The organism is Mesorhizobium sp. M7A.F.Ca.US.006.04.2.1 (genome assembly GCF_004022915.1).
Lineage (GTDB): Bacteria > Pseudomonadota > Alphaproteobacteria > Rhizobiales > Rhizobiaceae > Mesorhizobium > Mesorhizobium ciceri.
The window spans coordinates 1-6,280 of sequence record NZ_RZQA01000329.1; the positions used below are offsets into that span (position 1 = coordinate 1).

General features: G+C 59.7%; 5 protein-coding genes and 2 pseudogenes. 5 read left to right on the forward strand and 2 right to left on the reverse strand.

What is annotated here, in order from left to right; translation table 11 throughout:
• Window positions 1-145 precede the first annotated feature (145 nt).
• On the reverse strand, window positions 146-385 hold the full coding sequence (locus tag EN925_RS40770; protein WP_245487238.1) for a spore coat protein U domain-containing protein: 240 nt from the start codon (window positions 383-385) through the stop codon (window positions 146-148).
• 14 nt (window positions 386-399) lie between these two features.
• Window positions 400-1,554: pseudogene (locus EN925_RS18260) on the reverse strand (fimbria/pilus outer membrane usher protein); the annotation flags it as partial.
• 89 nt (window positions 1,555-1,643) lie between these two features.
• Between EN925_RS18260 and EN925_RS18265 the strand changes: the two are divergent.
• From EN925_RS18265 to EN925_RS18285, 5 genes and pseudogenes are all read left to right on the forward strand, one after another.
• A complete protein-coding gene (locus EN925_RS18265) occupies window positions 1,644-2,042 on the forward strand; it encodes an MAPEG family protein (protein ID WP_127366653.1) in 399 nt (132 codons plus the stop codon).
• Window positions 2,043-3,254: 1,212 nt separating this feature from the next.
• Window positions 3,255-3,506: pseudogene (locus EN925_RS18270) on the forward strand (DUF2269 family protein); the annotation flags it as partial.
• A 467-nt stretch (window positions 3,507-3,973) separates the two neighbouring features.
• Window positions 3,974-4,360, forward strand: a complete 387-nt coding sequence (locus EN925_RS40775) for a hypothetical protein (RefSeq protein ID WP_245461074.1) — start codon at window positions 3,974-3,976, stop codon at window positions 4,358-4,360.
• A 214-nt stretch (window positions 4,361-4,574) separates the two neighbouring features.
• Complete coding sequence (locus tag EN925_RS18280; RefSeq protein ID WP_127366655.1) at window positions 4,575-5,750, forward strand: zinc-dependent alcohol dehydrogenase; 1,176 nt, start codon at window positions 4,575-4,577, stop codon at window positions 5,748-5,750.
• A gap of 9 nt (window positions 5,751-5,759) precedes the next feature.
• Window positions 5,760-6,280, forward strand: a 521-nt coding sequence (locus EN925_RS18285; protein ID WP_128336777.1) for a hypothetical protein, incomplete at its 3' end; no start/stop codon positions are given.

Sequence of the window (6,280 nt, forward strand, 5' to 3'; positions counted from 1 at the left end):
TCCAGCGGCTGAGCCCAATACATTTGGGGGTCAATGCCAGTGCCGGAGGGCGGGAAGCGTAGGCCCAGGCAAAAGAACCCCAAACCACGCTGCGTGCCGAGTCGGGATAGAGCTGATAGTTGAGTGCGTTGGCTCCGCTAAACATCTAGCGGGCCGTCGCCGACGACGCGCCGCCTGTGCCGGCCGCAAGATGCGCACAGATCAGGATGCGCTGACCGACAATGCCGCTGCAATTCATGTTGATGGTCGCGGTCGTGTTGGTCTGACTGCCCGAGAGGGTGTCAACCAACCCGAAATTCATGTTCGAGACGCTGAAGCTGCAGCTTTGCGCCAAAGCGGACAACGGAAACATGGCAAAGGCCATGAAGATGACAAGACGGAGCATTCGTTCTCCCATGTTTACCTGCATGCCACGTCCTTGATTGCGACTTGCTGACCGGGTGCGGGCGTGTAGAAAAAATCGGCCTTGCAGGAGGTGCCATCCAGACGATCGATCACGACCGTGTTCTGTGCGCTTAAGCCTCGAATGTACGCCTCACCATCGTAGCCGATGACAAACTCTTCGGAGCCAGCCTCCATGCGCCCCTTCAGGCCGGCTTCCAAAGGGGTCCCTGTGCTGTCGACCAGAGTGACGACCGCTGCTTCGGGCGCTTCCGAAACACCGAACTTCACCACGACCCCCCTGCGATCGGCTGGCATCACGACTTCCTTGGTTGCCGGAACGTCCGCATTCACTGGCAGATTCTTTGGATCGATGGAGACCGTGTTCGGTTCGTAGGAGTTAAGCCCGGGGACCAGGATGCGCCCTTGCCGATTGGTCTTTCCCACCGGCCTGTTCTGGAACTGGACGTCGACATCAGGAGCGCCGACTTCGACCACGGCGAAAGCATCGTCTATGCGATTTGTGGCAAAGACCCCGCCGCCTGCCACGGCAATCGCGCCATCCATTTGCGCAGTTGCCCGCACGTCCTTCCCGTATTGTTGGACGCCAGCCTCGAAGCGGGCGAAGCGCGCGCGATAGCTTGCTGCGGCCGACCGGTTGGGCGTGTCGCCTTCCGAGGTTCGTGCTCGCCAGCCAATGCTGCCGTCTTCCAACCGCTCCGACTTGGCGATGTCGGCGACGACATTCAGGCCGTCCGGTCCCTGCTCTATTCCCGTGGAAGCGGTGATATCGTCACCGAACGGAACCGATAGGCCGGCCAAGACTCCAAAGCTGCCGCTATCCTCAAGGTCGGTAAAGGCAGTGGCATAGAGGCTGCTTCGCTTGAATATCTGTTGGCTGTAGGAAAGGCCAACGATCTGGCTCTTCTGGCCTTCGGCACTTTCAAGATGCGTATAGGAGAGATTGAGGCTGGAAAAATCTATCGGCGCCGGGATGCTGAGCGTGAGCTGGTCTATTGCGCGAGGCACGCCCGCGCTGAAGATCGGCACGTCACCGGGCTCTGACAACGTCGGCTCTGCCGTCACCGCGGCGATGTCATCATAGTCGCCGAAGGCGCGTTGGATGCGACCGTAGATCGACCACCCTTCGTAGCTCATTTCCAGAGACGCGTTTTTGCGCTATCTACGGGCTTCAGGCCGACCTGCTTCACATGGCGACAACCTTTGCTTGCCTGCCTGTTCCGCGACGAGAGGAGGCAGGCATGGAACGGTATTTCTCGGTGGCTATTGTGACGCTGCTTTGCAGCCTAATGATTTTTGGCATGGCGCTGACAGTCGCCAGAACCCACAAGAGGACGGGCGTTCTCGCCCCGACCATGACTGGGGATCCGCTGCTTGAGCGGACAATCCGCGCTAATTCAAACTCGATCGAATGGCTGCCGGACTTTCTTCCGTCGATGTGCCTTTTCGCGGTCTACTGGAGCGCGCCATGGGCGGCTGCACTGGGACTGCTTTGGATAATGGGAAGGATTGCCTACTTCATCGGTTACCTGTCGGCACCGCTGAAGCGGTACCCCGGCTTCTTTATTCAATCTTTCGCCGCATTCGCCCTGCTCTTAGGCGCTCTTGGCAGGATCATATTCTTGATGCTGCAGGCATAGGTTGGGCGCTCAAGCCTTGCCACGTCACCCTCTGCTATCGGGCGAGAGTCTCAGGTAGGTGACCACGGAACGGTGGCTTTGCCAACGGCTCCCGATGTGTTTCAGCAGTGCGTATTTAGAGGTCACTTCGAGTGACCTTTCGCTTCAACTCGACAGCGTTCAAGAGGCGAACAAGAGTCCGGGCATAGCTTAGCCGGAGCGCCCACGGGTCTGCTGGCTGCCCAGTCAACACGTTAAACACGGTCCAGCTTTCGTTGGTTTCTTTTCTGAGTTCATGTCTTTGGTGAGTCACCGTCGCTAGCCATACATCAAGCAGTGATCGATGATTTCGTGTGTCACGGGGCAGCTTAGCAACGGGCGAAGCTATCGGTGGTTCCGGCGAAACGAATACGAAGCAGGCGGTTGGACCGGCGTCGATTCAACGGCTGATGTCACAATTGATGACTTGGAATGCGCCAGAGGTCGTCAGCGCGTGAGATAGAATGACTGACGGCTAACACCGCCTCGCCCTTCCTGCGCGATAGACTGATGACCTTCAAACGCATGAGCTGACTCGCAACACTGCGATTCAATTTAGCACACGTTTAATTAGCTCCGGAGCATTTTAACGAATCGTTGACCGCGCTGTCCCATTATAGGACGGCGCGGTCAAACCCCAACCGGACTGCGCAGGCGGCTCCGGCACTGAAGCGCCCGCCCAACTGTCGGAGCCGCCACCCACACCAACATACCAGCAATGGTTGAATCAACCGTTACCGCATGTGCTTTCCAATGTGCTTCCCTGATCGTTAGACTTTGACCGAGCGGACGGGAATATGCGCAGAACAGTTCGGTAACATTTGAGACAAGTCGATGGATATGACGAGCAATCCGATCTTGGTGGATCAATTCCCGGCAAGCTCTACAGCGGCGAGCCCAAGAAGGATATTCCTACATCTGTCCGACGTGCGGTCAGCAGGTCGACATGCGTGACCTTCGCCAAGGCGCTGGCCGCCGGTTGTGCCGCGCCGCCTCGCTCTGGTTTCCTGACATTCCGATCGCTTGTCAAACGATCCAGCCCACATGCCGCACTTCCGCCGGGAATCGGGTCCATGAACATCGCGGATCCCGCCGATCAGGTTCCTGAGCTGGCGCTGCGTCCATGAGCGGCGCAGGGGGATTTGATCCTTGCACTGAACCGTCCGAGGCGGTCTGCGAACAACTCGCCGTCCGGCCGGCATCGCCTTGTTCATGCTGCTCGCCCATCAGACCGCAAATTCCGCGACCATCGTAACGGTCGCACGCATCGCGTGATCGCTGAATTCGTGTTCACTGCAACCGCGGTGGTGGCTCATGCCCTCGCCTGGCATTCCGCCTATTCGCCGACCGAGGGGTGGATTGCGCTTTTCGATCCTGCTTTACCTCATTACCGGCCTGTTCTGGCTTCCAGTCGTGTGGATGCAGATCGAGATGCGCGATCTCTCGCCCTGCAGGCCGCGGCAGCGAAGCAAGCTCCACCACAGCGCTGCAACACCTTGGCACGTTCCGCCATTCCAGAAGGCGGCTACGACGACATGAATGCCATCACCATCTCCACCATTCTGGTTGTGGTCGCCCTGCGCCCACGGGCACATGGCCTATAACTTCGCCGTGACCTCATCCCCTTGAGGGAACAATCAGACCGAGCCCCAGTTTGACCCAAACAAACACGGCCGATGGTTCGATGGAGGCATGCCATGAGATTTCCACACAGCACGACGGCCGCCGCCGCCACTTTCATAGCCCTCACGTCCCCGGCGCTCGCCCAGTCAAGCGGAACACCGGCACCCACGACGCCTGCACCCACGACGGCGACCGAACAGCCCGGCGCCGGGTCGAACGCAAACGGACAGGGGGGTGAACAGACACGCGAAATAATCCGCCAGATGGTTGAGCAAGCTGTCCGGGAGAGGATGCACCAGGATCGCGGTTCTGAAGAAGCTTTCCGTGACGAAGATAGCCGCAACGACCAGGGCGACCGCAACGGGCATGCTGACCCCCCCGATGAAGCTAGCCGGCATGGCGACCATTGGCGAAATCGTGGCGACTGGGGCAGAGGACACAGAATGGCTCGACACCGTGGTCACCAAATGATGCGCGGTGCCGGCATGCGACTTATGTTCGGCCTGTTGGACACGGATGGCGACAGGTCACTGTCCGAGGCCGAGGTTCAAAGCGCGGTCGGCAGGATGTTCAATAGCATCGACGAGAATGGTGACGGCAACATCGATCTAGACGAAATCCAGTCCCTCCTGCACGGCTCCAACGTGCATGGCACAAACAACGAAGACATGCCGTAGCTGCATCAAGACTGAGGAGCCGACTTCAGACGGAGCGGCAAGCGAGTCGCGGTCAGGCGAAGGCGCCGTTTGGAATGGCCCAAAATATTCTCTCAAGCTCCCGGAACATAGGTCGGCCATTGCGGTTCGACAGGCGGCGGGCACGGTCGATGAATAGCATGGCCCGCTTGCCAAGCGCGGGTCCCGATCGACCTTGCCAACAGAGGAGCGGGCTATGCGTGCGTTGGTCTGGCACGGTAAGGAAGACATACGCTGCGATCAGGTCTCCGATCCAGAAATTGAGGATGAACGGGACGCGATTATCAAGGTGACGAGTTGTGCCATCTGCGGCTCCGACCTTCACCTTTACCACAACTACGTGCCAGCCATGCTGCCAGGCGACATTATGGGCCACGAGATGATGGGAGAGGTCGTGGAGGTCGGCAGGGGCGTCAACGGCGCTCTGAAGAAGGGAGACCGCATTGTCGTACCGTTCACCATAATCTGCGGTGAGTGCGACCAGTGCAAGAGACAGAACTTTTCGGTTTGCGAACGTACGAACCGCAAGAAGAACCTCGGCGACAAGGTGTTCGGGCACACCACCGCTGGTCTGTTTGGCTACACCCATTTGACGGGCGGCTATCCCGGGGGACAGGCGGAATACCTGCGGGTGCCGTTCGCCGACGCCACGCACCTAAAGGTGCCTGACAACCTTACCGACGAGCAGGTTCTCTTCCTCGGCGATATTTTTCCCACCGGATGGCAGGCCGCGGCACAGTGCGACATAGAGCCTACGGATACGGTTGCGGTGTGGGGCTGCGGCCCAGTCGGGCAGATGGCAATACGCAGTGCCCTGCTGCTCGGCGCCAAACAGGTGGTGGCGATCGATTGCCTGCCGGAACGGCTTTCCATGGGGGCGGCCGGCGGTGCCATCACCATTAATTTCGCCGAGGAAAGTGTCGTCGAACGGCTGCAGGAACTCACCGGCGCAAATGGCCCGGAGAAGTGCATCGATTGCGTCGGCATGGAAAGCCATGTCTCGCTGGCCCAGCCCGACACCGTCTACGATCGCGCAAAGCAGTTGATGCTGATGGAAAATGATCGACCGCATGTGTTGCGCGAGATGATCTATGTCTGCCGGCCGGCCGGCGTGATCTCGATCCCCGGCGTCTACAGCGGGCTGGTCGACAAGATTCCGATGGGACAGGCGATGAACAAGGGCCTCACCTTCCGCATGGGGCAGACCCATGTCACCCGTTGGACCGAGGATCTGCTGCGCCGCATCGTGGACGGCCAGATCGACCCTTCCTTCGTCATCACCCATACCGTCGGGCTCGAGCAGGGACCCGAGATGTACAAGGTGTTCCGCGACAAGCAGGACAGCTGCATCAAGGTTGTTTTGAAACCGTAGGGAATCGTCATGAACGTGGTCGCTAAACTCACCAACATCACCCGATCGCCTGGCGATCCCAAAGTGCTGCAGGCCGGGCCGAGTGTGGCCGATGCCTTCGATGGCCTTGCCCGCAAGCTCGGCTGGTTCAGCATCGCGCTGGGTGTCGTCGAGCTGGTTGGTGCCGAGCGGATTGCCGGTGCGCTCGGCATGAGCGGCAAGCAAGATCTCATCCGAGCCTATGGGGCGCGGGAGATAAGCAGCGGCATACTCTCGCTTTCCGTGGACAAGCAGGCTGGGCTTTGGAGCCGGGTGGCTGGCGACGGCCTGGACATCGCGACGTTGCTGTCAGCTTATCGGCATGACAATCCAAAGCGCGACAACGTGGGCATTGCGCTTGCCGTGGTCGCCGGCATCGCTTTGCTCGACATCATCGGTGCGAAAGGCGTCACCGCGCGCCACTCTCGCAGGGGGACCAAGCCGCGCGACTACAGCGCTCGCAGCGGCTTTCCCGCCGGCACTGCCGCAGCCCGCGACTTTGCCCGCTCTGA

Bases quoted from the DNA above. Each gene is read 5' to 3' on its own strand.
- EN925_RS40775 (WP_245461074.1), top strand. From the start codon at position 3,974: ATGCACCAGGATCGCGGTTCTGAAGAAGCTTTCCGTGACGAAGATAGC.
- EN925_RS18265 (WP_127366653.1), top strand. From the start codon at position 1,644: ATGGAACGGTATTTCTCGGTGGCTATTGTGACGCTGCTTTGCAGCCTA.
- EN925_RS18280 (WP_127366655.1), top strand. From the start codon at position 4,575: ATGCGTGCGTTGGTCTGGCACGGTAAGGAAGACATACGCTGCGATCAG.
- EN925_RS40770 (WP_245487238.1), bottom strand. From the start codon at position 385: ATGCTCCGTCTTGTCATCTTCATGGCCTTTGCCATGTTTCCGTTGTCC.